At 72.8% G+C, this 26,977-nt stretch carries 25 protein-coding genes; 16 read left to right on the top strand and 9 right to left on the bottom strand.

Translation table 11 applies throughout. The annotated features are described in order from the left end of the window. Positions 1–45: 45 nt before the first annotated feature. The 13 genes from ACH4TP_RS07435 (at position 46) to hypE (ending at position 11,997) form a co-directional block, all read left to right on the top strand. Positions 46–1,830, top strand: a complete 1,785-nt coding sequence (locus ACH4TP_RS07435) for a nickel-dependent hydrogenase large subunit (protein WP_389237107.1) — start codon at positions 46–48, stop codon at positions 1,828–1,830. Next, positions 1,827–2,384 carry a hypothetical protein gene (locus tag ACH4TP_RS07430; protein WP_398436302.1) on the top strand — a complete coding sequence of 186 codons (558 nt, stop codon included), beginning with the start codon at positions 1,827–1,829 and terminating at the stop codon, positions 2,382–2,384. The genes ACH4TP_RS07435 and ACH4TP_RS07430 overlap by 4 nt, the downstream gene beginning before the upstream one ends. Beyond that, positions 2,381–3,040: a DUF5947 family protein gene (locus ACH4TP_RS07425; protein WP_389237103.1), complete on the top strand. Its 660-nt coding sequence runs from the start codon at positions 2,381–2,383 to the stop codon at positions 3,038–3,040. The genes ACH4TP_RS07430 and ACH4TP_RS07425 overlap by 4 nt, the downstream gene beginning before the upstream one ends. Further along, positions 3,037–3,675: a DUF6084 family protein gene (locus ACH4TP_RS07420; protein ID WP_041127340.1), complete on the top strand. Its 639-nt coding sequence runs from the start codon at positions 3,037–3,039 to the stop codon at positions 3,673–3,675. The genes ACH4TP_RS07425 and ACH4TP_RS07420 overlap by 4 nt, the downstream gene beginning before the upstream one ends. Next, on the top strand, positions 3,672–5,069 hold the full coding sequence (locus ACH4TP_RS07415; RefSeq protein ID WP_398436300.1) for a hypothetical protein: 1,398 nt from the start codon (positions 3,672–3,674) through the stop codon (positions 5,067–5,069). The genes ACH4TP_RS07420 and ACH4TP_RS07415 overlap by 4 nt, the downstream gene beginning before the upstream one ends. Then, entirely contained in the window at positions 5,066–5,596 is a 531-nt protein-coding gene (locus ACH4TP_RS07410; RefSeq protein ID WP_398436298.1) for a hydrogenase maturation protease, read from the top strand. Before ACH4TP_RS07415 ends, ACH4TP_RS07410 begins: the two co-directional genes overlap by 4 nt. Continuing rightward, the gene (locus ACH4TP_RS07405) at positions 5,593–5,733 is read left to right on the top strand and encodes a DUF6893 family small protein (protein ID WP_398179554.1); all 141 of its coding nucleotides are present in this window, start codon (positions 5,593–5,595) and stop codon (positions 5,731–5,733) included. Before ACH4TP_RS07410 ends, ACH4TP_RS07405 begins: the two co-directional genes overlap by 4 nt. A gap of 136 nt (positions 5,734–5,869) precedes the next feature. Further along, entirely contained in the window at positions 5,870–6,265 is a 396-nt protein-coding gene (locus ACH4TP_RS07400; RefSeq protein ID WP_398436296.1) for a hydrogenase maturation nickel metallochaperone HypA, read from the top strand. Between the two features lie 2 nt (positions 6,266–6,267). After that, complete coding sequence (gene hypB, locus ACH4TP_RS07395) at positions 6,268–6,963, top strand: hydrogenase nickel incorporation protein HypB (protein WP_389237093.1); 696 nt, start codon at positions 6,268–6,270, stop codon at positions 6,961–6,963. Continuing rightward, the gene (hypF, locus tag ACH4TP_RS07390) at positions 6,960–9,398 is read left to right on the top strand and encodes a carbamoyltransferase HypF (RefSeq protein WP_398436294.1); all 2,439 of its coding nucleotides are present in this window, start codon (positions 6,960–6,962) and stop codon (positions 9,396–9,398) included. The genes hypB and hypF overlap by 4 nt, the downstream gene beginning before the upstream one ends. 10 nt (positions 9,399–9,408) lie before the next feature. After that, positions 9,409–9,726 (top strand): HypC/HybG/HupF family hydrogenase formation chaperone, encoded by a 318-nt coding sequence (locus ACH4TP_RS07385; RefSeq protein WP_398436292.1) that lies wholly within the window; start codon positions 9,409–9,411, stop codon positions 9,724–9,726. Beyond that, a complete protein-coding gene (gene hypD / locus ACH4TP_RS07380) occupies positions 9,723–10,907 on the top strand; it encodes a hydrogenase formation protein HypD (RefSeq protein WP_398436291.1) in 1,185 nt (394 codons plus the stop codon). The genes ACH4TP_RS07385 and hypD overlap by 4 nt, the downstream gene beginning before the upstream one ends. A gap of 49 nt (positions 10,908–10,956) precedes the next feature. Beyond that, positions 10,957–11,997 carry a hydrogenase expression/formation protein HypE gene (gene hypE, locus ACH4TP_RS07375; RefSeq protein WP_389237222.1) on the top strand — a complete coding sequence of 347 codons (1,041 nt, stop codon included), beginning with the start codon at positions 10,957–10,959 and terminating at the stop codon, positions 11,995–11,997. Between the two features lie 2 nt (positions 11,998–11,999). Here the strand turns inward: hypE and ACH4TP_RS07370 are convergent, their stop codons facing one another. From ACH4TP_RS07370 to ACH4TP_RS07340, 7 genes are all read right to left on the bottom strand, one after another. Continuing rightward, positions 12,000–12,230: a hypothetical protein gene (locus ACH4TP_RS07370; protein WP_389237087.1), complete on the bottom strand. Its 231-nt coding sequence runs from the start codon at positions 12,228–12,230 to the stop codon at positions 12,000–12,002. Beyond that, on the bottom strand, positions 12,214–12,471 hold the full coding sequence (locus tag ACH4TP_RS07365; protein ID WP_398436289.1) for a DUF6400 family protein: 258 nt from the start codon (positions 12,469–12,471) through the stop codon (positions 12,214–12,216). Before ACH4TP_RS07365 ends, ACH4TP_RS07370 begins: the two co-directional genes overlap by 17 nt. Positions 12,472–13,426: 955 nt before the next feature. After that, entirely contained in the window at positions 13,427–14,461 is a 1,035-nt protein-coding gene (locus ACH4TP_RS07360; RefSeq protein ID WP_389237081.1) for an MASE1 domain-containing protein, read from the bottom strand. Between the two features lie 164 nt (positions 14,462–14,625). Continuing rightward, positions 14,626–15,468 (bottom strand): PP2C family protein-serine/threonine phosphatase, encoded by an 843-nt coding sequence (locus ACH4TP_RS07355; protein ID WP_389237079.1) that lies wholly within the window; start codon positions 15,466–15,468, stop codon positions 14,626–14,628. Positions 15,469–15,767: 299 nt separating this feature from the next. After that, the gene (locus ACH4TP_RS07350) at positions 15,768–17,891 is read right to left on the bottom strand and encodes a xanthine dehydrogenase family protein molybdopterin-binding subunit (RefSeq protein WP_398436286.1); all 2,124 of its coding nucleotides are present in this window, start codon (positions 17,889–17,891) and stop codon (positions 15,768–15,770) included. A gap of 141 nt (positions 17,892–18,032) precedes the next feature. Beyond that, complete coding sequence (locus ACH4TP_RS07345) at positions 18,033–19,034, bottom strand: FAD binding domain-containing protein (RefSeq protein WP_398436285.1); 1,002 nt, start codon at positions 19,032–19,034, stop codon at positions 18,033–18,035. Then, entirely contained in the window at positions 19,031–19,564 is a 534-nt protein-coding gene (locus ACH4TP_RS07340) for a 2Fe-2S iron-sulfur cluster-binding protein (protein ID WP_389237073.1), read from the bottom strand. Before ACH4TP_RS07340 ends, ACH4TP_RS07345 begins: the two co-directional genes overlap by 4 nt. A 441-nt stretch (positions 19,565–20,005) precedes the next feature. On the opposite strand from ACH4TP_RS07340, the gene ACH4TP_RS07335 reads away from it, so the two are divergent. Then, positions 20,006–20,590, top strand: coding sequence for a DUF1345 domain-containing protein (locus ACH4TP_RS07335; RefSeq protein ID WP_398436284.1), 585 nt, complete (start codon positions 20,006–20,008; stop codon positions 20,588–20,590). Positions 20,591–21,078: 488 nt separating this feature from the next. Beyond that, a complete protein-coding gene (locus tag ACH4TP_RS07330) occupies positions 21,079–22,878 on the top strand; it encodes a SpoIIE family protein phosphatase (RefSeq protein ID WP_398436283.1) in 1,800 nt (599 codons plus the stop codon). Between the two features lie 147 nt (positions 22,879–23,025). Here ACH4TP_RS07330 and ACH4TP_RS07325 read toward each other — a convergent pair whose 3' ends face one another. Continuing rightward, positions 23,026–23,367: a YkvA family protein gene (locus tag ACH4TP_RS07325; RefSeq protein ID WP_398179585.1), complete on the bottom strand. Its 342-nt coding sequence runs from the start codon at positions 23,365–23,367 to the stop codon at positions 23,026–23,028. 333 nt (positions 23,368–23,700) lie between these two features. On the opposite strand from ACH4TP_RS07325, the gene ACH4TP_RS07320 reads away from it, so the two are divergent. Beyond that, a complete protein-coding gene (locus ACH4TP_RS07320) occupies positions 23,701–26,097 on the top strand; it encodes a SpoIIE family protein phosphatase (protein ID WP_398436281.1) in 2,397 nt (798 codons plus the stop codon). Here the strand turns inward: ACH4TP_RS07320 and ACH4TP_RS07315 are convergent. After that, complete coding sequence (locus ACH4TP_RS07315) at positions 26,043–26,612, bottom strand: hypothetical protein (RefSeq protein WP_398436279.1); 570 nt, start codon at positions 26,610–26,612, stop codon at positions 26,043–26,045. The genes ACH4TP_RS07320 and ACH4TP_RS07315 overlap by 55 nt on opposite strands. Between the last annotated feature and the right edge of the window lie 365 nt (positions 26,613–26,977).

The raw sequence follows: 26,977 nt of genomic DNA, 5'->3' as shown, positions 1-26,977 counted from the left end.
ACTGTTCGCGTAGACGAAGAGTTGACGAAGGGCATCACAGCGACCATGGCATCTCCGGCGAAGACGACGGGTGACGGCTCCGGCCTTGTGGAGATGGCCTGGGACCCCATCACCCGGATCGTGGGCAGCCTCGGCATCCACACGAAGATCGATTTCAAGCAGAAGCGCGTCGCGGAGTGCTACAGCACGTCCTCCGTCTTCCGCGGCTACAGCGTCTTCATGCGGGGCAAGGACCCCCGCGACGCGCACTTCATCACCAGCCGCATCTGCGGCATCTGCGGTGACAACCACGCGACCTGCTCCGTGTACGCGCAGAACATGGCGTACGGCGTGAAGCCCCCGCATCTCGGTGAGTGGATCATCAACCTCGGCGAGTCCGCGGAGTACATGTTCGACCACAACATCTTCCAGGAGAACCTGGTCGGGGTCGACTACTGCGAGAAGATGGTCCGCGAGACCAACCCCGGCGTCCTGGAGCTGGCCGAGCGCACCGAGGCGCCCCACGCCGCCGAGCACGGCTACCGCACGATCGCGGACATCATGCGCTCCCTCAACCCCCTCGAGGGCGAGTTCTACCGCGAGGCGCTCCAGGTCAGCCGCTACACCCGGGAGATGTTCTGTCTCATGGAGGGGCGGCACGTCCACCCCTCCACCCTCTACCCCGGCGGCGTCGGCACGGTCGCGTCCGTGCAGCTGTTCACCGACTACATGAGCCGCCTCATGCGCTACGTGGAGTTCATGAAGCGGGTCGTCCCCCTCCACGACGACCTCTTCGACTTCTTCTACGAGGCGCTGCCCGGCTACGAGGAGGTCGGTCGCCGCCGTGTGCTCCTCGGCTGCTGGGGCGCGCTCAACGACCCCGAGCACTGCGACTTCACCTACGCCAACATGACCGACTGGGGCCGGCGGATGTTCGTCACCCCCGGTGTCGTCGTCGACGGCAAGCTGGTGACCAACGACCTCACCGAGATCAACCTCGGCATCCGCATCCTGCTCGGCAGCTCGTACTACGAGGACTGGCAGGGCCAGGAGCAGTTCGTCACCCACGATCCGCTGGGCAACCCGGTCGACCCGCGCCACCCCTGGAACCAGCACACGATCCCTGCCCCGCAGAAGCGGAACTTCGACGACAAGTACAGCTGGGTCATGTCCCCGCGCTGGTTCGACGGCAAGGACCACCTGGCACTCGACACCGGCGGCGGCCCCATCGCGCGCCTGTGGTCCACCGCGCTCTCCGGCCTCGTCGACATCGGCTACGTCAAGGCCACCGGGCACAGCGTCGTGATCAACCTCCCCCGGACGATGACCAAGCCGGAGACCACCTTCGAGTGGAAGATCCCGAAGTGGAGCAACGCCCTGGAGCGCAACCGCGCCCGTACCTACTTCCAGGCGTACGCGGCCGCCGTCGCCCTGCACTGCGCCGAGAAGGGCCTGGAGGAGGTCCGCGCCGGCCGCACGCAGACGTGGGAGAAGTTCGACGTGCCGGACGAGTCCATCGGCGTCGGCTTCACCGAGGCCGTACGGGGTGTCCTCTCGCACCACATGGTCATCAGGGACGGCAAGATCGCCAACTACCACCCCTATCCGCCGACGCCGTGGAACGCCTCCACGCGGGACACGTTCGGAACCCCCGGCCCGTACGAGGACGCGGTGCAGAACACCCCGATCTTCGAGGAGAACACGCCCGAGAACTTCAAGGGCATCGACATCATGCGCGCCGTGCGCAGCTTCGACCCCTGCCTGCCGTGCGGCGTCCACATGTACACGGGCGACGGCAGGACCGTGAAGCAGATGCACGTGCCCACCGGCCTGAGCGGTCTGGCCGGATGAGCGCGACCACCGCCGAACAGGCGGGCCGGCGGGTCGAGGAGGTCCTGGACCGGCTGGCCGAGAACGGCGACGCCGAGGCCTGCGCGGCCGCGGAGGAAGTCGTACGCGTCCTCATGGAGTTCTACGGCAGCGGCATCGCCCGCGTCGTCGAGCTCCTCGGGCGCCCCGCCGCCCGTCCACCCGCCGACCCGCTGGGCCCGCTGCTCGCGGACGAACTCGTCGCGAGCCTCCTCAACCTGCACGGACTGCACCCCGAGGACGCGCCGACCCGTATCGACCGCGCCCTGGCCGCCCTGCCGCAGCCCGTGGAGAACGCCGGATTCGACCCGGCGACGGGCGTGCTGCGGCTGCGGGTCACCGCCTCGACCGGCTGCGGCTGCTCCGGCACCCAGGAGTCCGTCCGGCAGGCGGCCGTGGACGCCCTCGCCTGCTTCGCCCCCGAGGTGACCCGCGTGGAGCTGGAGAGCCGCGCCCCGCGCGAACCGGCGCTGCTCCAGATCGGCACCCGTCCGTCGCCCGCGAGCGCGGACCACCGCTCATCGGCCGCCCGGTGAACGGGCCGCCGAACAGCGCCGTGCGGTCCCCGGCGCCCACCGGCCTGCGCCGGTTCACCACCCCCCGCCCGCCCCGCGAGGAGCGCTGCGAACTGTGCGGCGCCCCGCTGGCGGCCGAGGAGCGCCACCCGCATCTCGTCGACACGGACAAGCGGGCCCTGGTCTGCGCCTGCGGCCCGTGCGCACAGCTCATGGACCGCTCCGCCGCCTCTCCCGGGCGGTTCCGGGCGGTCCCCGGCCGCTTCCTGAGCGACCCGGGCCACCGGATCGACGACCGGGCCTGGGAGTCGCTGCGGATCCCGGTCTCGGTCGCGTTCTTCTTCCGCAACTCCGCCCTCGACCGGCCGGTGGTGCTCTACCCGAGCCCCGCCGGCGCCACCGAGAGCGAACCGGAGGAGGACGCCTGGCGGTCCGTCCTCGACGCCACCCGGCTCGCCGCCCACCTCGAACCCGACGTCGAGGCCCTGCTGCTGCGCCGCCACGAGGGCCGAACCGAGTGCTTCCTCGTGCCGATCGACCTCTGCTACGAACTGGTGGGCCGCATGCGACTGCACTGGCAGGGCTTCGACGGAGGCGCGGAGGCGCGGGCCGACCTCGACGCCCTCTTCGCCCACGTCCGCGGCCTGGCCCGCGAGCCGCAGGGGAGCAGGCCGTGACCGAGTTCTCCTTCAGCTGCACCGACGTCCGCGCCGACGCCTACGCGGCCGGACCCACGCTCGTGTTCCGGCTGCGGATCACCGCCACCGGCGGCACGCGGGTCCATGCCATGGCCCTGCGCTGCCAGATCCGTGTCGAACCCGCCCGGCGCGGCTACGACGACCACGAGGCCGCGGCCCTGGCCGACCTCTTCGGCGAACGCTCCCGGTGGGGCAGCAGCCTCAACCCGGTCCAGTTCGCCCAGGCCTCCGTCATGGTGCCCGGCTTCACCGGCGAGATCGAGACCGACCTCGTCGTGCCCTGCACCTACGACACCGACATCGCCGCGTCCCGCTACTTCCGGGCGCTCTCCGACGGCGACGTCCCGCTGCTCCTGCTCTTCTCCGGCACCGCCTTCACCGGCGCCGGCGGCTTCCACGTCGAGCCCGTTCCCTGGGACAAGGAGGTCTCCCACCGCATGCCCGTGAAGGTGTGGCGCGAGATGATCGACCAGCACTTCCCCGGCTGCGGATGGATCAGGCTCCCGGGCGACGCCATGGACGCCCTGCTCGCCTACCGCTCGCGCCGGGCCCTCCCGTCGTGGGAGGCCACCGTCGAGTCCCTGCTCGAAGCGGCGGGGGAGAGGACACGATGACCACCGTCGCCTTCACCTCCGGCACCGAGGCGCGGTTCGCCGTCGCCCGGCACGTCGCCGACGCCGTCCTCTTCGAGGGGTACGTCCTCTACCCGTACCGTGCGTCCGCCGCGAAGAACCGGCTCCGCTGGCAGTTCGGGGTCCTGGTGCCGCCGTCCTGGAGCGCAGCCGCCGAGGAGCACGACTTCCAGCTCACCGAGTGCCTCATGGAGCCCAGGGCCGGCGCCGAACTCGCGGTGGAGGTCCGCTTCCTGCGCGCCCAGCGGCGTACCGTCGAGGAACTCCGTGAGGACGGGACCTTCGCACCGACCGGCGAACTCCGGCTGGCCGACCGGGTCCTGGTGGCCTGGGACGAGGGCGTCGAGGAGCGCGTCACCCTCGTCGTCCCCGTCGCCGGACTGCGGGGCGACGGCACCGCCCTGCCCTTCACCCGCCCCGCCGCCGAGGAGACGGAGGAGGTCACCGACGCCGACGGCCGCGTCCTCGGCCGGCTCGTACGCCGCCGCGAGGAGATCAGCGGCACCCTGCGGATCTCGACGGCCGAACTCGACGGCCCGTACCGCGTCGAGCGCCTCTCGGTCACGGTGGAGAACACCAGCGACTGGACCGCCGAACAGGACACCGACCGCCACGCGGCACTGCCGTACTCCCTCGTCGCCGCCCACACGCTGCTCCACATCGACGGCGGCTCGTTCCTGTCGATGACCGACCCGCCGGAGTGGGCGAAGGGTGCCGTCGCCGCCTGCCGCAACCTGCACACCTGGCCCGTCCTTGCCGGCGAACCCGGACGCGACGACCTGGTGCTCTCCTCGCCGATCATCCTGGAGGACCACCCGGCCATCGCGCCCGAGAGCCCCGGTGTCCTCTACGACGCGACCGAGATCGACGAGATCCTCGCCCTGCGCACGGCGGCCCTCACCGACGAGGAGAAGCGCGAGGCCAGGGGGACCGACGCCCGCGCGGCGGCGGTGATCGAGCTGGCGGACACCATGCCGCCCGAGGTCCTCGAACGTCTCCACGGAGCGGTACGGAGCCTGCAGAGCGTCACCGGGCCCCCGAAGCCGGACGGGAACATCCTCGAACCGGAGACGCCCTGGTGGGACCCGGGCGGCGACACCGGTGTCGATCCGGGCAGCGACCACGTCCTCGTCGACGGACGCGCGGTCCGCGCGGGCAGCAGGGTCCTCCTGCGCCCCCGGCTGCGCCGCACGGACGCCCAGGACCTGTTCCTCGACGGGCGCAGCGCACTGGTCGAGGCCGTCCTCCACGACGTCGACGGCGGAGTCCACATCGCGGTGACCGTGGAGGACGACCCGGGCGCCGACATCCGCCGCGAACAGGGCCGGTTCCTCTACTTCCAACCCGACGAGGTCGAAGCCCTGGAGGACGTGTGAACGGCCCCGCGCCCGAGGCCCCGACGCCCGGCACGGCCCGCACCCTCGTGGCCGGGGTGGGCAACATCTTCCTCGGCGACGACGGCTTCGGCGTGGAGACCCTGCGGCGGCTCACCCGCGAGGAACTCCCCGCCTCCGTCGAACTGGCCGACGTCGGGGTCCGGGGCGTCCACCTCGCCTACGAACTCCTCGACGGCTGGGACACCCTCGTCCTCGTCGACGTCACCGCCCGCGGCGGTGAACCGGGGACGCTCTATCTGATCGACGCCTCGGCGGCCGACGACCGCGGCCGCGGCACGGAGCCCGCGCCGCTCGACGGCCACCGGATGACGCCCGACGCCGTCCTCGCCCTGCTCGAAACCCTGTGCGCGGGAACCGGGGCCGCGCCGCCACGGCGGATCCTCGTCGTCGGCTGCGAACCGGCCTGCCTCGACGAGGGCATCGGGCTCAGCCCGCAGGTCGCCGCGGCCGTGCCCGAGGCGGTGCGCATGGTGACCGAACTGGTCCGCCAGGAAGCCGTCGTATGAAGAGCGAAACGGAGAGCACCATGCGCAAGAACGTCCTCGGCGCCGCAGTCGCCGCCACCGCCGCCCTGGCCGTCGCGGCCGTCGTCGTCGGAGTCCTCCCCGACCTCCGGCGCTATCTGCGCATCAGCAGGATGTGACGCCCCCGCGGGTCGGTGGCGGCGGCTGCACCGAACGGACGACACCGCCGTGCGGTCCCGGCGTGCCGGGCGGGACTCCGCCGCCGCCCGGCCTCTAATGGCGCCCGAGACCCACCCGCGCCCAGGACGGAGACCGATGCACGAGATGTCCCTCGCGGTCGCCGTCGTCGACCAGGTCGAGGCCGCGGCGAAGTCCCGCGGGGCCGTCGGCGTCAGCAGCATCGAGCTGGACGTGGGCGAGCTGGCCGGCGTCGTCGCCGACGCCCTCGCCTTCTGCTTCGAACTCGCCTGCGCCGGAACCGTCGTCGAGGGCGCCGAGCTGATCACCCGTACCGTCCCGGGCACCGCGCGCTGCGAACCCTGCGCCGACGTCTGGGCGGTCGGCATGCCGCCGCGACTGCTCTGCCCCGGCTGCGGCGCCGCAGCCGGGGAACTCGTCTCCGGCCGCGAACTGCGGATCCGCGAGGTCCGCTGGGCCGGCCCCGAGGCTGCGCGCGGAGAACGCCGTCACCCGATCACCGAGGAGAGCTGAGCATGTGCCGAGCAGTCGATCTCCAGCGTGCCGTCCTCGCCAAGAACGAGGCCGCGGCACAGATCCTGCGTACCGAACTGACCTCCCGCGGCACCACGGTGGTCAACCTGCTCTCCAGCCCCGGAAGCGGCAAGACCGCCCTGCTGGAGCGTGAACTGCGCCTCGCCGGCGAACGGGGCGTCGCCGCCGCCGCGCTCACCGCCGACCTGGCCACGGAGAACGACGCCCGTCGCCTGGCCCGCTCGGGCGCCCCCGTCAAGCAGGTGCTCACCGACGGCCTCTGCCATCTGGAGGCCGACATGGTCGCCCGGCACCTGCACGACTGGCTGCCCGAGTCCACCCGGCTGCTGTTCGTCGAGAACGTCGGCAACCTCGTCTGCCCCGCCGGCTACGACCTGGGCGAGTCGCTCCGCGTCGTACTCGCCTCGGTGACCGAGGGGGAGGACAAGCCGCTCAAGTACCCCACCGCGTTCGGCCTCGCCCAGTTGGTGATCGTCACCAAGACCGACATGGCCGACGCGGCGGAGTTCGACGAGACGGCCTTCCGCGCCCACGTGGAGCAGGTCAACCCCGGAGTCGAGGTCGTCCTCAGCTCGGCGCGTGACGGCCGGGGCGCCGGAGTGCTCCTCGACCGGGCCCTCGCCGCGACCGAGGGGAACCACGTCCATACCCCGGTGATGGCCCGGGCCGGCGCGTGAGCACGGCGCGACCCGGACCCGCACCCGCCACGGCCCCGCTGCGCAGCCGTGTCGTCGTCCGCGGCGTCGTGCAGGGCGTGGGCTTCCGGCCCTTCGTCTACGCCCTCGCCACCGGGCTGCGTCTGTCCGGTCACGTCACCAACACGGCGGACGGCGTCGTCGCGGAGGTCGAGGGAGACCCCGCGGACGTCGCCTCCTTCTGTGCCCGCCTCGCGCCCGACGCCCCGCCCCTGGCCCGGGTGGAGTCGGTCGAGACGGCCGAGGTGACCGCGAGCGGCGGCAGCGGATTCACGATCGTGCCCTCCCGCCAGGGCGGCGCCGTCCGCACCCTCGTCCCGCCGGACACGGCCACCTGCGACGACTGCCTCGCGGAGCTCGCCGACCCGGCCGACCGGCGGTATCTGCACCCCTTCATCACCTGCACCAACTGCGGCCCGCGGTTCACGATCGTCACGGGACTGCCCTACGACCGGGCCCACACCACCATGGCCGGCTTCCCGATGTGTCCGGACTGCGCCCGGGAGTACGCGGACCCGGCCGACCGGCGCTTCCACGCGCAGCCCGTCGCCTGCCCCCGCTGTGGCCCCCGGCTGCGGCTGGTCACGGCGCCGGACGGTCCGGCCCCCTCCGGCCCCGATCCGGACGCCTGCCCCACCTCCGACCCCCGCGACGCCCCGGTCGCCACCGCGCGCAGGATGCTCACATCCGGCGCGATCCTCGCCGTCAAAGGCCTCGGCGGCTACCACCTGGCCTGCGACGCGACGAACCCCGACGCGGTGGCCGAACTGCGCCGCCGCAAGGCGCGCGGTGACAAACCGTTCGCGATGATGGCCGCGGACCTCGCCGACATCGAGCCCCTCGTCCACCTCGGCACGCTCGAACGCGAACTCCTCACCGGCTGCGTCCGGCCCGTCGTCCTGCTGCGCCGCCGCGACGACGCCCGGCCGCGCCACGGGGCCGCGCCGGCGCGGGCGGTGGCACCGGGCAGCCCGGACCTCGGCTTCATGCTCCCCTACACCCCGGTGCACCACCTCCTCCTCGGCCTCGGCGCGGCGGACCGGGAAGGGCCCCGCCTGCTGGTGATGACCAGCGGCAACCTCGCCGGCGAACCCATCGTCACGGACGACGCGGAGGCGCTGACCAGGCTCGCCGGTCTCGCGGACGCCTGGCTGCTGCACGACCGACCGATCCACGTGCCCTGCGACGACTCCGTCGTCCGCGTCTGCGACGGCGAACAGCTGACGCTGCGCCGCTCCCGGGGCTACGTACCGCTGCCGGTCACGCTGCCCGTCGACGTCGCCCCCGCCCTCGCCGCCGGAGGCGACCTGAAGAACACCTTCTGTCTCGGGGCCGGACGTCAGGCATGGCTCTCCGCCCACATCGGGGACATGGACGACCTCGCCACCCGGCTCGCCCTCGCCTCCGCCGAGCGCCGGCTCGAGTCCGTGACGGGCGTACGGCCCGGACTGCTCGCCGTCGACCGCCACCCCGCCTACCGGTCCACCCGCTGGGCCCGCGAACACGCGGCGGGACGGCCCGTCGTCCCCGTACAACACCACCACGCGCACGTCGCGGCGGCGATGGCCGAGAACGGTCTCGACGGTACGCGTCCCGTGATCGGCGTTGCCTTCGACGGCACCGGCTACGGCCTCGACGGCGCCGTGTGGGGCGGCGAGTTCCTCCTCGCGGACTACGCCGGGTTCCGACGGTTCGCGCACCTGGCCTGCGTACCCCTGCCGGGCGGTGACGCGGCCGTACGACGGCCGTACCGCATGGCTCTGTCCCACCTGCGGGCCGCGGGCCTCGCCGCCGACCGGGCACTGCCCTGCGCGCGAGCCTGTGCGCCGGGAGAACTGCCCCTACTGGAAAGGCAGTTGGAGCGCGAGCTGAACTGCGTGCCCACGTCCAGCATGGGGCGCCTCTTCGACGCCGTCTCCTCGATCGCGGGGGTCTGCCAGCACGCGGGATACGAGGCGCAGGCCGCGATCGAACTGGAGGCCGCGGCACTGCGCGCACCCGCCGTGGCCGAGGACGCACGCTACGCCTTCCGGCTCGGTTCGCCGCGGACCGGTGCCCCGCTCACCGCCGACCCCGCCCCCCTTCTGGAGGCGGTGGTCGCCGACGTGCTGGACGGGACCCCCGCAGCCGTCGTCGCGGCCCGGTTCCACCGGGCCGTGGCCCGACTGGTGCGTGTGATCTGCGCCGCGGCCCGCGGCGAGACCGGCGTGGGGACCGTCGCCCTGACCGGGGGAGTGTTCGCCAACACGGTGCTCTCCTCGGCCTGCGCCGAAGGACTGCGGGAGGACGGCTTCACCGTCCTGCGTCACCGTCGGATCCCCCCGAACGACGGCGGGCTGGCTCTGGGCCAGCTCGTCGTGGCCGCCCGGATCGCGGACGGGGCGGCCGCCGGCACACCACGACGAGAGCGAATGTGAGGAGGCACCCATGTGCCTGGCGGTACCCGGAAAAGTACTGGACGTCGAGGTCCGGGACGGCACCCGGATGGCCACGGTCGACTTCGGCGGCGTGGTCAAGGAGGTGTGCCTGGAGTACCTGCCGGACCTGAAGCCCGGTGAGTACGCCATCGTGCACGTGGGCTTCGCCCTCCAGAAGCTCGACGAGGAGTCGGCCCGGCGGACGCTGGAGCTGTTCGAGACCCTCGGCCTGCTCCAGGAGGAGTTCGGAGACCCGTGGGAGGCCGCCGAGGCCGCGGGCGGCGAGTGGCGGGCGCAGGACGGCGTCGGCGGGGAGGTACGGCCGTGAAGTACATCGACGAGTTCCAGAACCCGGACCTGGCGGGCCGACTGCTCGACGAGATCCGCGCGACGGTGACGCGCCCCTGGGCCCTGATGGAAGTCTGCGGCGGCCAGACCCACAGCATCATCCGGCACGGCATCGACCAGCTCCTGCCGCCCGAGATCGAGCTGATCCACGGCCCGGGCTGTCCGGTCTGCGTCACTCCGCTGGAGATGATCGACAAGGCCCTGGAGATCGCTTCACGGCCAGGGGTGGTCTTCTGCTCCTTCGGCGACATGCTCCGCGTCCCCGGCACGGGCCGCGACCTCTTCCAGGTCCGCGGGCAGGGCGGCGACGTCAGGGTGGTCTACTCCCCTCTGGACGCGCTGCGGATCGCCGAGCAGAACCCCGACCGGGAGGTGGTCTTCTTCGGCATCGGCTTCGAGACCACGGCGCCGCCCAACGCGATGACGGTCCATCAGGCGCGCAAGCGGAACATCCGCAACTTCAGCCTGCTCGTGTCCCACGTCCGCGTTCCCCCGGCGATCGACGCGATCATGCGGTCCCCGGACTGCCGCGTCCAGGGTTTTCTCGCCGCCGGCCACGTCTGCAGCGTGATGGGCACGGCCGAGTACCCGGAGCTCGCGCGACGCCACCAGGTGCCGATCGTGGTCACCGGCTTCGAGCCGCTGGACATCCTGGAAGGCGTACGCAGGACCCTGCTCCAGCTGGAGCGGGGCGAGCACAGGGTCGAGAACGCCTATCAGCGCGCCGTGACGGCCGAGGGCAATCCGGCGGCACAGGCGATGCTGAGCGATGTCTTCGAGGTCACCGACCGGGCCTGGCGCGGCATCGGCGTCATCCCGGACAGCGGCTGGCGCCTGTCCGAACGCTACCGTGACCACGATGCCGAACACCGCTTCTCCGTCGAGGGGATCGACACCCGCGAGCCCGCCGAGTGCCGCAGCGGCGAAGTCCTCCAGGGCCTGCTGAAACCGAACGAGTGCGAGGCGTTCGGCACCACCTGCACGCCCCGCTCCCCGCTCGGCGCCACGATGGTGTCCAGCGAGGGCGCCTGCGCCGCCTATTACCTCTACCGGCGGCTCGACGCGGGAACTCCGGGACAGCGGCCTCCCGCGTCGGCCCCCACGGCCTCCGGCACCCCGTCCCTGCTCACCCCTTCCCTGGAGGGCAGCCCCCTTGCCTGACACCGTCAGCACCACCCCGGAGCTCGACGCCGCGCAGCCGGCCCCCGACATGCTCGCCTGGACCTGCCCGGCGCCACTGCGCGACCGACCACGCATCGTCATGGGCCACGGTGGCGGAGGGACACTGTCCGCCGAACTGATCGAGCACGTCTTCGCGCCCGCCTACGGCGGACCGGCCCTCGCCCACACCGCGGACGCGGCCGAGATCCGGATCGGCGGCGCCCGCCTGGCGTTCTCCACGGACTCCTTCGTGGTGCGCCCCCTGTTCTTCCCCGGCGGCAGCATCGGCGACCTCGCCGTCAACGGCACCGTGAACGACCTCGCCATGAGCGGTGCCCGGGCGAGCCACCTCTCCTGCGGGTTCATCCTGGAGGAAGGCGTCGAGACCGACGTGGTCGCCCGCGTCGCGCAAGCCCTCGGCGAGGCGGCGCGCGTGGCCGGCGTCCAGGTCGTCACCGGTGACACCAAGGTCGTGGAGGCCGGTCACGGCGACGGCGTCTACATCAACACCTCGGGGCTCGGGCTGATCCCCGACGGAGTCGACCTGCGCCCGCAACGGGTGGTGCCCGGAGACGTGGTGATCGTGAGCGGCCCGATCGGTATGCACGGCGTGGCGATCATGAGCGTGCGGGAGGGCCTCGAATTCGGTGTCGAGATCAACAGCGACTGCGCACCGCTCGGCGGCCTCGTCGAGGCGATGCTCGCCGTCACGCGGGACCTGCACGTGCTGCGCGACCCCACGCGAGGCGGCCTGGCCGCCTCGCTGAACGAGATCGCGGCGGCGTCGGGCACGGGCGTCGTCGTCCAGGAGCGCGCCGTCCCGGTCCCCGAAGCGGTCGGCAACGCCTGCGCGGTGCTCGGCCTCGACCCCATGTACGTGGCGAACGAGGGCAAGCTCGTCGCCTTCGTCCCGCGTGACCAGGCCGACGCCGTGCTGGCCGCGATGCGTGCCCACCCCATGGGCGCCGGAGCGGCGGTGATCGGCGAGGCGGTCGAGACCCACCCGGGCATGGTGGTGGCGCGTACCGGACTCGGCGGCACCCGCGTCGTGGACATGCCGCTCGGAGAGCAGTTGCCGCGGATCTGCTGAGCTCAGGCCCGGCGGCCGCGTCGCTCACGGGAGGTGTCGAGGGTCCACGTGTGGGTGCAGTTCGGGCACTGCAGGTGGACCCGGAGCCCGTTGTTCCCGATCAGATAGCGCCAGTGGCTCCGGCAGTTCCGGCGGTCCAGACAGGTCGCGCAGTCACGGGCGTCGTCGCAGCCGGGACACGCGACCCAGGCCCGCCGAGCCGGGTCGGCGTGGGGGTCAAGCGGAAGACGCACGGCCCGGCACCTCCCCGGGCAGCACACCGGCCTCGACCAGCATCGCGTGAATCCTCTGCTGCTCCTCGTCCAAGCCCGAGTACAGCAGGGCGTGCGCCGCCTCCTCCTCACGCAGAACGGCCACGGGGTCCCAGTCGGGCCCCAGGGCCGCCACGACTTCGGCACGCCGACGTGCCTCCTCGACGGTGAGGTCGATGCCGAAGCCGACCAGGTCGGAACGAGGACCGGGGTCGTGGTTCATGGGGGTGCTTTCGGGATGAATCGAACAAGTACGCCACCACGTCTACCAGAGCGCACGGCGCCCGCGGAAGCACCCGAGCCGCCTTCGACGGTCCCTGTGGCGCACCTCATGCCGTATGCCACGTGCTGGGCCCTGTTCGCGGCTGCCGCCTGGTCCCCGCGCAGGCTGCCCGCCCGGCACGCCACCGCCCTGGTCCTCCTCGGCGGCATCGCGGTCGCCGCCACGGGCCTGGCGGCCGCGCCCCGCACCAGCACCGATTCGTACCGCTGCGCCCGGGACGGCCGAGTACAGGCGGCGGGCATCCCCCGTACGACCGCGCCCCGGCCGATACCGCCCTCGTGCCGTACCGGGACGTCTGGCTGTTCCCCACCGGGCCGGAGTGCGGCAAGCCCGGCCCGGCGGCCGTCTCCGAGGGCGTCTGCACGCGGATCAACCGCCCCCAGCCGCACGCGATCCACCCTCCGGCCGGCGAGCCGTCCTCCTCCTCGTCCACGTCCTCTCTCCGGGAGGCGTCCGCCACAAAGCCCTCCAGGTGGGCGGCGCCCTCCTCTCCGCGGCCACCACGCCGGTGCTGCTGCGGATCCCGCGGCGCGGAAGGGACCCGCGGACGGCCGCCCACCGGGCCTGCTGCCCGGCCGTTCCCGTCGAGGCGGTCGACGACGCCCACGCCGACGTCCTCGGCCGTCCTGCTGCCCGCCGCCGCTGTCCTTGCGGCCCCGTACGTGCCGTACATCCTGCTCTCCCGCCCCTCCGTCCTGGGCCACCCGGGCGGATGCGCCGACGGGTAGGGTTTCGCTGCTACACCAGGAACAAGACGTACGGCGGTGACGGCGGCGGCAGACATGGCCCAGGGCGAAGCGGTCCCCCTGCCCGCGTCCGCCGGCCCCCCCGGACCAACGGCCGGACCGTGAGCGCCGCAGCAACCGTCGAGCGGATCCGTCGCGGACGCGGAGGGTCACGGATCCCGGTGTCCGCCGGGTGGGGCTGCCCGGCTCTCGGTGGGCTCGGGCGGAGACCCGGCGGGCGGACCCGGCGAGGGCTCGCCCGCCGCTAGGTGCTCCAGGACCTCCGCCAGTTCCTCGCAGGCGCGGCGCACCGAACGGCGGGTCGCACGCTGCTCGGTGATGACGGAGGCGAGGAGGAGGGCGGTCAGGGCGGCGGAACCGTTGAACGTCTGGAGCTTGACCATGATCTCGACGTCCGACAGGTGGAAGAACGCGCCCCGGTCGGAGATCGCCTGGATGGTGGCGAATACGGACGCGAAGAGCGCGCACAGCATGCTGCCGGCGAGCTGGAAGCTGAGCGCTGCCCAGACGAGCAGGGGGAAGACGAGGAAGAGCAGGCTCATCGGGCTGAGCACGGCCAGGGGGACGACAACCAGGGTCGTCAGCCCCAGCAGGGCCGCCTCCTTCCAGCGCCGTACCCGGAACCGTCCGGCCGACCCCGCGAGTACGAGCAGGAGCGGAGCGACGAGCAGGACCCCCATCGTGTCGCCCGCCCACCAGGCCAGCCACACGGCCCAGAACTCGCTCCTGGCCAGGGAACCTGTCACCACCTGTAGTCCGACCCCCGCGGTCGCGCTGACCAACATGGCGCCGAACCCGCCGAGGAAGACCAGCGAGAGTCCGTCCCGCAGTCGCGCCATGTCGAGCCGGAAGCCGACCCGTCCGAGGAGCAGGAAGGCGCAGAGCGGCGCGACGGTGTTGCTCATCACGGTGACCACCGTGGTGGGCCCTGGGGTGGTGAGGGAGGCGATGACAAGGAAGGAGCCGAGGGCGATCCCTGGCCAGACCCGCGCCCCGAACAGCAGCAGGGCGGCGACGGCGACGCCGGTGGGCGGCCAGATGGGGGTGGCCACCACGTCTTCGACGACGAGGCGGCCCAGCAGGCCGAGGCGTCCGGCCGCGTAGTAGCAGAGCGCCACGGCCAGCGAAATCAGCGCCGCCTCGGTAAGGGGCCGGAACTGCCGAATAACCAACACGCCAGCCATCAGACACCGGCCGGGCCGTCAGGACCGCACAAGGACCCCTGCGTGTCGGGCGCCGCCGTACGGCACGAGTCCGGACCGGCTGGAGACCGGACCGGCCGGTGGAGTCCGGACCGGCCCGAGGCCTGGCCCGAACCGGACCGGCCCGACCCGGGGCGAGCCCCCCTTCACCCCTCGACCGTCGACCGGGCCGGGCCGCCGTCATGGCCGACGACCAGGACGGCCGCGTCGTCCTCGTGCCCCACCGTGGCCGCCAGCTTCATGACGGCGGTGGCGAGCGCGTCGACGTCCATCCCGGCGACGGCGGTGATCCCGGCGAGCCGCGTCACCCGGTCCAGACCCTCCTCGACGTGGAGCGAGGGCCCCTCCACCACCCCGTCGGTCAGGAGGACGAAGACGCCGTCGGCCGTGAGCCGGTGGCGCGTGGCCGGGTAGTCGACGCCGCGGAGCACACCGAGCGGAGGCCCGCCCTCGCTGTCGTCGATGCCGGAGCGACCGTCGGCGGTGGCCCAGATGTAGGGGATGTGACCGGCCCGGGCGCACTCCAGGGTGCCGGCAGCCGGGTCGAGCCGCAGGAAGGTGCAGGTGGCGAAGAGGTCGGCGCCCAGAGAGATCAGCAGGTCGTTGGTACGACCGAGCAGCTCTCCCGGGTCTCCGGTGACGGAGGCCAGCGCGCGCAGTGCCACTCGGACCTGTCCCATGAAGGCCGCGGCCTCGATGTTGTGCCCCTGCACGTCACCGATGGACATGCCGATCCGCCCGCCCGGCAGGGAGAAGGCGTCGTACCAGTCACCGCCGACGTTGAGCCCGTGGTTGGCGGGCTCATAGCGGACGGCCAGCCGGGCGCCCGGAAAACCGGGCAGGTCGGAGGGCAGCATGCCGCGCTGCAGGGCCACGGCGAGCTCGACACGGGAACGCTGCGTCTCGGCCAACTCCCGAGCCCTGGCGGTCAGCGACCCGAGCCGGACCAGAAGGTCCTCGCTGTTGTCGGCCGGCCGTCTGCGGAACATCGATCACTCCGACGTCACGACAATCCTCGCATCACTCTGTCCCGTCTCCAGCACGCGGGACCACAGGGGACCACCTCGGTACGAACAGGTCCTTCCCCACTCTGCCCGGAGGAGACGACGCCCGCATCTCATCGCCCCCGCACCCCGGCCCGAAGGCCGGTCGGCTCGCGCCCTTCGGTGTGCGGGCCAAGACGGTCGGGCCGGGCGCCGGCCTGACGACGAACTTCGCGATCGACACGACGAAGGGCGCCTTGCCGGACGAACCGGTCCCGGCGCCCTGCGCACCATACGGACACGGTCTAGGGGGCGGGCGCCCGGGCGGTGAGCAGCGGGAGGAGGTGGTCGGGGGTCAGGGGGAGGGCGCGGAGGCGGACGCCGCATGCGTGGTGGACGGCGTTGGCGATCGCCGCCGCTGTGCCGACGATGCCGATCTCCCCGATGCCCTTGCTGCCCATCGGGTTGAGGTGGGGATCGTGCTCGTCCACCCAGTGCGCCTCGATGTCCGGCACGTCGGCGCAGACAGGGACGTGGTAGGAGGCCAGGTCGTGTTCGCGGAAGTCGCCGAAGACGAGGTCCATGGTGCTGTGTTCGGTGAGCGCCATCCCGAGCCCCATCGTCATGCCGCCGATGAACTGGGAGCGGGCGGTGCGCGCGTTGAGGACCCGGCCCACGGCATAGACGCCGAGCAGCCGGCTCACCCTGACCTCGCCGGTGACGGTGTCGACGCGGACCTCCGCGAAGTGGGCGCCGAAGGCGTGGCGGGTGTACGGGGACGTCCGCTTCGCCTCCTCCTCCGTGTCCGCCTCGACCGTGACGCCCTCGGGCGGCAGCGGACGACCTGGGTCGGTGGCCAGGGTCGCGCGCAGCGCGGCACAGGCCTTGTGCACGGCCCAGCCCCAGGACGCGGTCCCGGAGGAACCGCCGGCGACAGGGGCGTCGGGCAGTCGGCTGCTGCCGAGTTCGACGCGTACGGAGTCGAGCGGGGCGCCGAGGGCCTCGGCGGCGATCTGGGCGAGGACGGTCCGCGCCCCGGTGCCGATGTCGGTGGCGTCGACGCGGACGACGAAGCGGCCGTCCGGGGCGGCGTGGGCGGAGGCGCGGGACGGGCTCAGGAGTACGGGGTAGGTGGCGGCGGCGACCCCCGTACCGGCCAGCACGTCCCCGTCCCGCCGGACGCCGGGGCGCGGGTCCCGGTCCGCCCAGCCGAACCGGCGCGCGCCGTCCCGCAGGCAGGCGGCGAGGCCCCGGCTGCTGAACGGCTTGCCGCTGTCGGGCTCGGTGTCGGGTTCGTTGCGCAGCCGGAGCTCCACCGGGTCGACGCCGACCGCCTGGGCGAGTTCGTCCATGGCCGCTTCGAGGGCGTACATCCCGGAGGCCTCGCCGGGGGCGCGCATCCACGACGGGGTGGGCACGTCCAGGGCGACCACCCGGTGGGTGGTGCGGCTGTGGGGAGAGGTGTACATGGTGCGGGCCGGGACGGCGGCCTGTTCGACGAACTCCTTCACCGTGGACGTCTGGGTGACCACGTCGTGGGCGAGGGCCGCGATCGTTCCGTCGGCGGCGGCGCCGATGCGGACGCGTTGGATGGTGGGTGCGCGGTGCCCCACGGTGGCGGGCAGGTCACGGCGGGGCAGGGCGAGCCTGACGGGCCGGCCGGTGTGCCGGGCGGCCATCGCCGCGAGGACGGCCGGCGGCCGGGGGGTGCCCTTGGAGCCGAAGCCGCCGCCCACGTAGGCGGAGACGACCGTGACCTTCTGCCGGGGCAGCCGGAACAGGCGCGCGAGGACGTCCCGTACGGTCGTCGCGCCCTGGCTGGAGTCGTACACGGTCAGGCCCTCGTCGTCCCACCAGGCCGTGGCGGCGTGCGGTTCCATCGGGTGGTTGTGCAGGGCGCCCATGGTGTAGGTGGCGTCGAGGCGGACCGGGGACGCGGCGAAGGCGGTGTCGAAGTCGCCCCGCTCGCGTACGGCAGGGTGGCCGCCGTTGGCCTTCTCGGGCGTGTAGAGACGCGGATGGTCGGCGCTCAGCCGGACGTCGTGCTCGCTCGGTGCGTAGTCGATCCGCAGCACGTCGGCTGCGGCGCGGGCGTTCTCGGGGGTGTCGGCGACCACGACGGCGACGAGCCAGCCCCGGTGGGGGACCCGGTCCTCCTGGAGCAGCGCGAGCGTCGGGTCGTCGGCGTCCCCGAGGCGCGGGGCGTTCTCGTGGGTGAGGACGGCGTGTACGCCGGGGCGCCGCAGGATCTCGTCGGAGTGGACGGCGGTGACCCGCCCGCGGGCGACGGCGGCGGGCACCGCGCAGGCGTGGAGGCAGCCGGGCGGCGTCCGGTCGACGGCGTAGCGGGCCTCGCCCGTCACCTTCTGGCGGGCGTCACGCCGGACGGCCGCCGGGGGCGGCGCGGTCGCGGGCTCGTGGCGGGTCATGGCGTGGTGCCTCCTCCGGTCGGCGTACGGCGGGGTGTGCGCGGTCGGACGTTCGGCGGCGGACGGATGCCGGGCGAGCGGGGCGACGCCGGGCAGGTCCTCAGGGGGGCGGGGCAGACGGTTGCGGTCGAGTCGCGGTCGTCACGGGGCGGCCGCGGCGGCGCGGGACGAGAGGTCACCCAGGAGGCTCACGGCGAGGTTGCGGGCCAGCGGCACCTTGAAGCCGTTGTCGCGGAGGGGCTCGGCGGCGGCGAGTTCGGCGTCGGCGGCCCGCCGGAAGGTCTCGTCGGTGGCCGGCGCGCCCCGCAACACCTCCTCCGCCGCCCGCGCCCGCCAGGGCTTGTGGGCGAGACCGCCGAAAGCGAGGGCGGCGTGCCCTACCTGGCCGTCCTCGACGGTCAGGACGAGGGCTACGGAGACGAGCGCGAAGGCGTACGAGGTGCGGTCGCGGGCCTTGCGGTAGGCGCTGAGCGCGCCGGGCGGCGGCGGGGGGAGCGTCACGCCCGTGATGAGTTCGCCGGGCGCGACGACGGTGTCCAGGTCCGGGCGGTCGCCGGGCAGCCGGTGGAACGCGGCGACGGGCACCGTCCGCTCGCCGTCCGCCCCGCGCAGCCGGACCTCTGCGTCGAGGGCGGCGAGGGCGACGGCCATGTCCGAGGGGTGTGTGGCGACACAGTGGGCGGAGTGGCCGAGGACCGCGAGGTCCCGGTGGACGCCCTCCCGGGCGGGACAGCCGGAACCGGGCAGACGCTTGTTGCACGGCGTGGACGTGTCCTGGAAGTAGGGGCAGCGGGTGCGCTGGAGGAGGTTTCCTCCGGTGGTGGCCGCGTTGCGGAGCTGGGGCGAGGCGCCGGCCAGCAGGGCCTGGGACAGCACGGGGTAGCGGGTGCGCACGTCGGGGTGGGCGGCGACGTCGCTGTTGCGCGCGGTCGCGCCGATCAGCAGGCCGCCGTCGGGGGTCTCCGCGACGCCGTCGAGGGGCAGGGCGCCGAGGTCGACGAGCAGCGGCGGACCAGTGACGCCCAGCTTCATCAGGTCGACCAGGTTGGTGCCGCCCGCCAGGAAGCGGGCGCCGGGGTGGGCCGCGAGGTGCGCGATGGCCTCCTCGGTGCGTTCGGGGCGCACGTACGCGAAGGGCTTCACCGTGTGACCTCCTCGATCGCGGCCACGATGTTCGGGTAGGCCCCGCAGCGGCAGATGTTCCCGCTCATGCGTTCCCGGATCTCGTCCGGTGTGAGGGCGACGGGCTCACCCGGCAGTCGTTCCGGCGGTGTCACGTGCGAGGGTTCGCCGCGCGCCGCCTCGTCCAGCAGGGCCACGGCCGAGCAGATCTGGCCCGGTGTGCAGTAGCCGCACTGCAGGGCGTCCCGGGCGACGAAGGCCTCCTGGACCGGATGGAGGCGCTCGCCGTCCGCGAGGCCCTCGACGGTGGTGACGGAACGGCCCGCGCATGCGACGGCGAACAGCAGACAGCTGTTCACGCGCCGGTCGTCGAGGAGGACGGTGCAGGCACCGCACTGCCCGTGGTCGCAGCCCTTCTTGGTGCCGGTGAGGTCGAGGTGGTCGCGCAGCGCGTCGAGCAGGGTCGTGCGGTGGTCCAGGGTGAGCGAGCGGTCCGTTCCGTTGACGCGCAGCGCCACCGTGGACGCGCGCTCCGGCAGGGTCTCGTTCACCGGTCTTCCTCCTCACCTCGGGGTCTTTGCCGACGCGCGCTCGAACGTCCGCCGCGTGGCGGTACGTGGGCGGGCCCGACCGACCGGGCCGCCGCTCGACACGCCCGCCGACCGGTCCCCGCGCGGGTGCGGAATCGTGTCGGTCGGCGTGTCCATCCGTACGCGCCTGCGTCGACGCTATGCGACGACCGCCTCCCCCGCCTCCCGCGAGCCGAGCGTCCGATCAGGGGGTGTCCGGAAGCCATGGCAGCCGGAACCGGAGGCAGGCGGGAGTGACCATGGCCTGGTAGTGCCGGGCGCGTTTGTCGTGGCGGGGCCTGGACCGCGGAGCGGGCACTCCACCGGCTGAAGAACCTCCATGCTTTCGCGACCGGCCACCAGGCGTTGCGCGAGCTGGGCATGCTGGAGGACGCCGAGCCCTCGAAGACGACGAAGAGGTCCGTGACGGACTCACCCGCCGCGTGGGCAGGGACGCCCCGGCTTCTTGGACCTCGGCAGCGGCCCTTCGACGGGATCGGTTCGGCCGCCTTCTCGACCGCGTCCCCGGAGCGGGTACGGGCCCGGGCCCGGCGCGCCGAGCGCGGGACCATGCTCCAGCGGTACGTCCTCGGCACGGCACCGGGGCCGGGAGTCTCCCCCTTCATCGCGGCCGGCGCCCTCGTGGTGGCGGTGGTGTGGTTCCCCGGACACATCGGGTCGGCGCTGCCCACGGTGGCACGCCGAGCGACGGCGCTCGTCCTGGTGGTCGTCGCATGGATCTGCGTGGTGGTGGCCTTCGCGGTGGCCTTCCACGCGGACGATCTCGTAGAGGACGAACAGGCGTTGGAGTTTCCCGGCAGTGAGGAACCCGTCCGGGGCGACTACCTGTACTTCGCCCTGTCGGTCATGACGACGTTCGGGACCACCGACGTCACCGTGTTGTCCAGGGAGATGCGTCGGACAGTGGCGGCCGACGCCGTCATCGCGTTCGTCTTCAACACGATCACGGTGGCCAGTGTCGTCTCCGCGCTGAACACGGCCGGTTGATCCTCGCCGCCCGACCGCTGACCGCGCCACCGACCGTGTGGGGAATGTGCACCACGCGCCGGGGGCGGTGCACGCCGTGCTCGCTCGTCGCGCATGGCGCCGACCACCGTTGACCAGGCCGTTCCAGCGAGCGACCGTCCAGATCATGCGTGCGCCCGGTCGTCCCGGCAGAGGCTTCGTCGCCATCGAGATCGAGGGAGGGAACCCCCTTCTCGACACATGTCTCCATGACCGGCTCCGCCGTGCGGATGTACGGCCAGGCACCCCGCACGACGAGTGCGGCCCCCTCGATCGCCACGCGGAGGGCGACGCCGTCGAACAGGTCGGAGGCCCCGGAGCTCGCCGACTCCGGGGGCACGCCTCGTCGAAGACGCTCAGATCTCCGCGCCGTCCTGGACAAGCTCTCGGCCCGGAGCCAGCCGATCGGCCGGAAAAAGGTGCATGCTGGGCACGAGCAGCGACCGAGTACCTGCCTGGAGGTCGAAAGAGTGAACGGCGGCGAGGGGAGACGACGCGTGCCCGGCCGCGCCTCGGCCGGCAAGGGCGCTGCGGCGCACGGCCCGGCCGGTGCCCGCAGGCGGCTCGCCCGGAGCGGCGGCGAGGTCCCCCTCGACCGGCTCACCACACGCGATCGGCTCGCCTGGTTGAACTCCGCCGGTTCCAGGATCGGCACCACCCTCGACCTGGAGCGTACTGCCCAGGAGCTGGCCGAGTTCACCGTGCCACGCTTCGCCGACGGTGCCGCCGTCGACATCCTGGAGAGCGTCCTGCGGGGCGAGGAGGGCGCACGGTGGACGGGTACGGGCGCCCCGCTCATGCGGGCCACCGCGCTGTGCGCCGTCGAGGAGCTGTCCTCCCTCGAGCCGACCCCGGTGGGCGAGACCACCGCTCGCGCCGAAGAGACGCACGAGACGCTGCTCCACCGCTACTGTCTGCGACAGGGCAGGCCGGTGCTGGTGAGCCGCATGAGGAGGGACGACTTCCTCAAGGTCGCGCCGACGGAGAGCGCCGCGGCGAAGATGCGAGCCGCCGGAGTGCACAGCTACCTCGCCGTACCGTTGATCGCCCGCGGGCTGCTGCTCGGCAGCGCGGACTTCGTCCGCGGCCCCGGAACACCACCGTTCTCCTCCACCGACCTCGCACTGGCGGAACAGCTGGCCTCCCAGGCCGCCGTCTACATCGACAACGCCCGGCTGTACGGACGCGAGCGCGAGCACGTCGTCTCGTTGCAACGCGCTTTGCTGCCGCGCGTGACCCCGGTGACGCCCGGGCTGCGCGTCCAGGCGGAGTACGCGCCCTCGACGGCCCACCACGGCGTGGGCGGGGACTGGTACGACGTCATGGCCCTGCCCGGCGGACGTACGGCCCTCATGGTGGGCGACGTCATGGGCCACGGGTTGCCCGCAGCCGCCACCATGGGGCGTCTGCGGACGGTGGCCCGCACCCTGATGACCCTGGACATGGCCCCGGAGCGCGTTCTCGCCCGGCTCGACCTCGCCACCCGTGACCTGGAGGACGAGCAGGTCGCCACCTTCCTCTGCGCCGTGTTCGACCCGGCCGACTCCACGTACACGCTGGCCAGTGCCGGACACCTGCCGCCGCTGTTCCTCGACGGACGGGGCTCCGCCGAGTTCGTGGACGTACCGGTCGGCGCGCCGCTCGGTGCGGGAGTGATCCCGTACGACCCGATCCGTCTGAAGGTACCGAGGGGCGGCAACCTGGTCATGTACACGGACGGTTTCGTCAAGTCCCGCCACGCGGACATCGACCACCAGCTGGACTGCCTGCGCTCTGCGGCGCGCGGCCTGGCCCCCGAGGCCCTCGAAGGCGGCGGCCTGATCGGGTGCGCCCCTGCCGACGCCGCCCGCTTCGACGAGGCCGTGCTCCTCGTCGCGACGGCCCCCGTGGAAGACCCGGCCGATGTGCGCGAGTGGCAGTTGCCGCAAGAGGGGCGAGCGGCGTCCGTGGCCCGGAGCCTGGTCACGGACCAGCTTGCCGCATGGGATCTGACGGAGCTCGGCGACGTCTTCGAACTCGTCGTCTCCGAACTCGTCGGCAACGCCCTGCGCTACGGCAACGGCCCGGGCAGACTCCGGCTGCTCCGTGGCGACCGCCTCGTCGTGGAGGTCTCGGACACAGGCCCCGACCTGCCCCAGATCCAGCACGCGGATCTCAGCGACGAGGGCGGCCGGGGCCTCCAGCTCATCAACATGCTGTGCCGCCGATGGGGCTCCTGCCGCACCGTGAACGGCAAGGTGGTCTGGGCGGAACAGAACCTCCCCTCCTGAGGACGGACACCGACGCCGGCGCGACGAGAGCGACGACGCCGCTCGTCGGCCACCGGATGGAGCCGTACCGGACGGAGCCGCACTGGATGGAGCCGCACCGGGTGGCGCACCGCGCGATCCGGTGCAGACCTCCACCGGAATCCGCCCTCACCGAGGCGGCCGCAGCCTCGACGGACCGCTGCTCATGTCCTTCGAACCCTCGGGCAGCCCGTCGGGTCCCGCCCCGTGGCCGGCGGCAGCCGCGTGCAACGCCCGCAGGGCGACCAGGAGCACGCCGATGTCGTCCAAGTAGACCGGGTCCGGGATCAGGTCGATCGGTGAGACCGTGTAGAGCACCGACGCCCAGAACAGGGCCTTGGACTGCAAAGGGACACCGGCGTCCAGCAGCAACCTCCGAGCCCGGAGGACGCGGATGAGCAGAACGGCCGCGTATCCCGCCACCACGAGCACGAGAACGACGGCCACGATGAGCCAGAGGGAGCTGTCCATGCTGCTCTCCTGCCGGGGAACGTCCAGGCCGCGCCGGTCGTCCGCGGCGGTCACAAGGCTACGACGCCGGCCCCGCTGTCCGGCCTCGCCGGCCGCTCGCGTCGCCGGCTCCTCGCCCCTCCGCGGGGCCTGGACGTACGCGGTTGCGTACGGCGGCCGACAGGCCGAGTCCGGACCGATGGCACCGGTCCCGCGCGACGACGCGCAGGTCTGCCTCCCGAGTACCCGGAGGAGGGCGGCGAGGCGGTGCCGCCCCGGTTCGCGCTGTGCGGTGGCCGTCCGGACTGGACCGAGCGCACTGCGGTCGCGACCGCTCGGAAGGATGATGGGACCATGGAAGGGCTGCCTTTCACTCCTCCCGCCGGAACGGACGAAGGCGGGCACCTCGGTCCGCCCCCGGCCGCTTTCGCCCTGCTTGCCGCAGACGGAGTGCTCGTCGGGTGGAGCCGTGAGGCCGAGGCCCTCCTGGGATATACCGCTTCGCAGGTACTGGGACGCCGGGCGGCGGACCTGCTCGTCACCCCGCATGCCGATCGCGGCAGATCGGAAGGGCGGCGGCCGGATCAGCGGCTGCGGCTCGGTGGGACACGCGGTGCCGTCGTGGACGTGCGCCACCGCAGCGGACACCCCGTGCGTGTGGCGGTGACTCTGCGTCCCCTGACCCCCGCTTCCGACGGGGACTCCACCGGCCGGGTCCCCTCCGCCGTCCTCATGGCGGCCGAGCTGGACGAGCTCCGCTGGTGGGAGACCCGACAGGCGATGCTGCAGGGGCTCGTCACCCAGTCGCCGGTGACACTCACCATCTACGGTCCCGGCGCGCGCCTCTTGTGGGCCAACGCGGCCAGTGTCCGGGAGCTCGGCGGCGACCTCACGGCATCGCTGGGCCGCTCCATGACCGAACTCTTTCCCGGCGATGTTCTCAGCACCCAGCATCTGGTGTCGCCCGAGGACTTCGTCCAACAGATCCTCGACACAGGTGAGCCGGTCATCGACGTGCATTTCCGAGGGCGCGCCCCGGCCGACCCGCGGCGTGAGCGCGTCTGGTCCTCGTCCTATTTCCGCCTCCTCGACGGCCGGGGAGAACCGGTGGGCGTGTGCGAACAGTCCATCGACGTCACCGACCACTACCGTGCGCAGCAGCGCCTCGCGCTCCTCGCGGAGGCCGGTGCACGGATCGGGGCGACGCTCGACCCGTCCCGAACGGCAGCGGAGCTCGCCAGGATCGCCGTGTCGCGGTACGCCGACGCCGTGCTGGTCGACGTGGCGGCAGAGGTGCTCGAGGGAGAGGAACCGAAGCCCGTCACGGCATGGGACCTGGTACGCGTGGCCGATTCCGACGGAGGACCCTCCCGGGTGGGCGAGCGGGTCGCGTACGCCGCCGGATCGTCGCAGGCCGAGAGCCTGGCCGGGGGCCGCGCGACCGCGGACGCCGTGGTCGCGCCGACGCGACTGCACGTCCCGCTGATCGTGCGGGGGACGCCATTGGGCCTTGTCACCTTCGTGCGGGGTGAGGACTCGGAACCCTTCGACGACGGCGATCGGGCGGTGGCGGAGGAGCTGGCGTCGCGGACCGCTGTGTGCATCGACAACGCCCGGCGGTACCGCCGGGAGCGCACCGCCGCGCTCATGCTCCAGCGCAGTCTGCTGCCACGGTCGCTGCCCGAGCTGAGCGCGGTCGAGGCGGCGAGTCGCTATCTGCCCGCCGACAGCCACCTCGGTGCCGGCGGCGACTGGTTCGACGTCATTCCGCTGTCCGGCGCACGTGTCGGACTCGTCGTGGGGGACGTCGTCGGCCACGGGCTGGGAGCCGCTGCCACCATGGGGCGCTTGCGTGCGATGGTGCGCACCCTGGCCGAGCTGGACCTCGCGCCCGACGAACTCCTGGCCCGGCTGAACGATCAGGTCGGCAAGGACGCGTCGGACCAGAACGTGGAAGGCTCGGACGGCAGTGGCGCCGTCGGGGCGACGTGCGTCTACGGGATCTACGATCCGGCTTCCCGGACGAGCACCTGGGCGGCGGCGGGACATATGCCGCCGGCTGTGGTGCAGCCGCACGGCCCCGTCAGCTTCCTCCGTCTGCCACCGGGGCCTCCGCTGGGTGTGGGACGGCTCCCGTACGAGGGTGCGGAAGTGGCGCTCGCCGAGGGAAGCCTGGTCGTCCTGTTCACCGACGGCCTCGTGGAGGCCCGGGGGCAGGGCATCGACGTGGGTCTGGGCCGCCTGGCGGCTGTACTCGGGGAGCAGCGAGGATCGTCGTCGGATCTGTTGTGCGCCCGGATCGTCGCGGATCTGGTGTCCGGCCACGTGCGGGACGACGCGACGCTCCTTGTCGTGCGTACCCGTGCACTGGACGCACGCCAGGTGGCGGCCTGGGAGCTGCCCTCGGACCCCGCGCTCGTCGCACGCGCACGTTCGATGGCCGCGGAACAGCTCGGGCGGTGGGGGCTGGACGAGCTGGCCTTCACCACGGAACTGGTGGTCAGTGAACTGGTCACCAACGCGATCCGTCACGCCTCCGGTCCGATCGTGCTGCGCCTGATCCGGGACCGTTCCCTCATCTGTGAGGTCTCCGACTCGCAGCACACCTCACCGCACGCCCGTTACGCCGGCAACGACGAGGAGGGCGGACGCGGATTGTTCATGGTCGCCCAGCTCACCGAGCACTGGGGCACGCGCTACATGCCGACAGGCAAGACGATCTGGGCGGAACAGGCCCTGCCCGTGCCTTGACGGCCACGCGCCGCCCGCCGTGGGCGGAGGAGTTCGAGGCATGCCGGGCCGTCGTCCCGGAAGGCGTTGACGATCGCCGCGGCCGCCCCCACTGCCGGCAGGCCTTTGCCCCGCCCGTCGCCGATGAGCAGCCGCACCCCGTACGGAGTGTCGACCACCTCGTAGAAGTCCCCGCCGATGCGGGCCTCTGCGGCGGCCGCCAGGTACAGCGACTCGATCTCGACGTTCCGGAAACGGTCCGGCAGGGGCCGCGGCACCACCTGCTGGGCCGCGTCGGCGACGAGCCGTACCCGAAGATCATCAGGAAGAGGCAGGCGGTCCCGAGCAGGACGGTCGGGAGGGCCGGCCGTATGGCGGCGGCGAGAGCCGGCGCCGCGGGCAGGAGGCGGCTGAAGGCCATCTCCGGCGGGGTAGGCCAGGCCGGCGATCACGGTGGTCGGAATCACCGGCGACAGCCGCACGAGCCTGCCGTAGCCGTGGCTCCGACGGAGCCGCGGCCGTCCGGACTCGATCATGAATCCCGGAGTATCCGCGAGGGGTCCGCCCAGCGATGTGACGAGCGAGCCCCGCGTGCGCCAGAGCACACCTGCCGGCTTGCGAGGGCGCGACCGCGTGATGCGTCACTGAGTCGTAGGCACAGGAAGGTCACGGACGGTGTCATCGACTGCCGGGAGCGTCCTTTCTGCCGCGTCAGGCTCGCGGACGCCCGGCGGATCAGGCGGCAGCTCGGCGAACGACCCCATCCCTTCATCCAGCAGTCGATGGACGAAGGGGACCGCATCCACCGAGGCGGGGTCCTGTCGGTGGACCGGGCCTGGACCGGAAACGGACCGGAACGGCTGGTCAGGAGCGGGACACGGGTGGGATGAACCGGGGGTGC

It is taken from the genome of Streptomyces sp. NPDC021012, assembly GCF_044333355.1.
Classification (GTDB): Bacteria; Actinomycetota; Actinomycetes; order Streptomycetales; family Streptomycetaceae; genus Streptomyces.
This window is presented reverse-complemented; position numbering and strand designations above follow the sequence as displayed.

What these genes read in the sequence shown, in the direction of transcription:
- ACH4TP_RS07385 (WP_398436292.1), top strand. Translation starts at nt 9,409, where the DNA reads ATGTGCCTGGCGGTACCCGGAAAAGTACTGGACGTCGAGGTCCGGGAC.
- ACH4TP_RS07415 (WP_398436300.1), top strand. Translation starts at nt 3,672, where the DNA reads ATGACCACCGTCGCCTTCACCTCCGGCACCGAGGCGCGGTTCGCCGTC.
- ACH4TP_RS07400 (WP_398436296.1), top strand. Translation starts at nt 5,870, where the DNA reads ATGCACGAGATGTCCCTCGCGGTCGCCGTCGTCGACCAGGTCGAGGCC.
- ACH4TP_RS07350 (WP_398436286.1), bottom strand. Translation starts at nt 17,891, where the DNA reads ATGACCCGCCACGAGCCCGCGACCGCGCCGCCCCCGGCGGCCGTCCGG.
- ACH4TP_RS07320 (WP_398436281.1), top strand. Translation starts at nt 23,701, where the DNA reads ATGGAAGGGCTGCCTTTCACTCCTCCCGCCGGAACGGACGAAGGCGGG.
- hypE (WP_389237222.1), top strand. Translation starts at nt 10,957, where the DNA reads ATGCTCGCCTGGACCTGCCCGGCGCCACTGCGCGACCGACCACGCATC.
- hypB (WP_389237093.1), top strand. Translation starts at nt 6,268, where the DNA reads ATGTGCCGAGCAGTCGATCTCCAGCGTGCCGTCCTCGCCAAGAACGAG.
- ACH4TP_RS07355 (WP_389237079.1), bottom strand. Translation starts at nt 15,468, where the DNA reads ATGTTCCGCAGACGGCCGGCCGACAACAGCGAGGACCTTCTGGTCCGG.
- ACH4TP_RS07365 (WP_398436289.1), bottom strand. Translation starts at nt 12,471, where the DNA reads ATGAACCACGACCCCGGTCCTCGTTCCGACCTGGTCGGCTTCGGCATC.
- ACH4TP_RS07435 (WP_389237107.1), top strand. Translation starts at nt 46, where the DNA reads ATGGCATCTCCGGCGAAGACGACGGGTGACGGCTCCGGCCTTGTGGAG.
- ACH4TP_RS07315 (WP_398436279.1), bottom strand. Translation starts at nt 26,612, where the DNA reads ATGATCGAGTCCGGACGGCCGCGGCTCCGTCGGAGCCACGGCTACGGC.
- ACH4TP_RS07360 (WP_389237081.1), bottom strand. Translation starts at nt 14,461, where the DNA reads ATGGCTGGCGTGTTGGTTATTCGGCAGTTCCGGCCCCTTACCGAGGCG.
- ACH4TP_RS07405 (WP_398179554.1), top strand. Translation starts at nt 5,593, where the DNA reads ATGAAGAGCGAAACGGAGAGCACCATGCGCAAGAACGTCCTCGGCGCC.
- ACH4TP_RS07325 (WP_398179585.1), bottom strand. Translation starts at nt 23,367, where the DNA reads ATGGACAGCTCCCTCTGGCTCATCGTGGCCGTCGTTCTCGTGCTCGTG.
- ACH4TP_RS07430 (WP_398436302.1), top strand. Translation starts at nt 1,827, where the DNA reads ATGAGCGCGACCACCGCCGAACAGGCGGGCCGGCGGGTCGAGGAGGTC.